This is a genomic window from Paenibacillus sp. 01T422, assembly GCF_056398785.1.
This window is the reverse complement of the sequence record NZ_JBFTQB010001432.1, coordinates 1-883: the sequence shown is the minus strand read 5'-3', so window position 1 is coordinate 883 and position 883 is coordinate 1. Positions and strand designations below refer to the sequence as shown.

Genomic DNA, 883 nt, shown 5'->3' with positions numbered 1-883 from the left:
GAAGGCGAGGAGCACGGAGCTGCGTAAGCTGCTTCTCTCCCTTTGGAGGACGCATGGACAAATTTCCGTATGAAGACCACATTCTTAGCCTAAAGGAAGGCGAAGAGGATGTAATTGTAATAAAGGGCAAACCGTTCGTGGTGAGCCCAGCCACCGAGGCAGATGTTGAGCGAATCGGAAAGGGATTCTTCGTAATGGATTGAGGTGATAAAAGAATCATTGCTGACAGAGCATGCATTTGTCTCGAATAAATAAACTTGCGTAGCTTTCTTCATAAAATTCAATGGCCTCTTCTTCGTTTTCAAATGGTAACCATGTTCCATCTTGGACTTGATGATTGAATTCTTCATCTGGAGTAAGAGGGACGATAGGACAAGTTCTATTGTGGATATAGACTACTCCAGACCTGATTTGTAGATACGACCGATTGTGCATTAAATTACCTCCTTAAACTTTAACTTAGTTGGTGAGTGATGGTGATTAATATTATACAGAAATTGCGCTAAAACGGGTTAATCATGCAACAAAATGAATATTGAGGAACATGGAGGGATTGTATGAGCAGTTCAATCGAAGGTTTTGAGGGATTTGCCTCGCTTAACATTTTCTTGGCAGCATCTCAAACAGATAAGCCAACGCTTCAGGAAGTAGAGTCAGCGGTCTTGGCGGTGTGCCGTATTTACGGAGCAGATAATGAGGAGACTATTTTGAACTCATCAAACCCTGTACTTATTGAAACATTCAATGAAATTAAAGCTATGCTCTACTCCACGCTTAAATAAAAAAAGCCCTCTGCAAAGAGGGCTACACTCACAAATTCAGTATAGCAAAGGAGCAGGCACATGAAAAGATGGGACAAACTCATCAGATGCAAGGTCAAGAA

Annotated in this window: 2 protein-coding genes; both read left to right on the top strand. The window is 41.7% G+C overall.

Annotation, left to right across the window (positions count from 1 at the left end):
• A partial coding sequence (locus AC1DUA_RS39315; RefSeq protein WP_477504837.1) for a hypothetical protein occupies positions 1–203 on the top strand: 203 nt, incomplete at its 5' end.
• 354 nt (positions 204–557) lie between these two features.
• Positions 558–782 (top strand): hypothetical protein, encoded by a 225-nt coding sequence (locus AC1DUA_RS39310; protein ID WP_477504836.1) that lies wholly within the window; start codon positions 558–560, stop codon positions 780–782.
• Positions 783–883 lie beyond the last annotated feature (101 nt).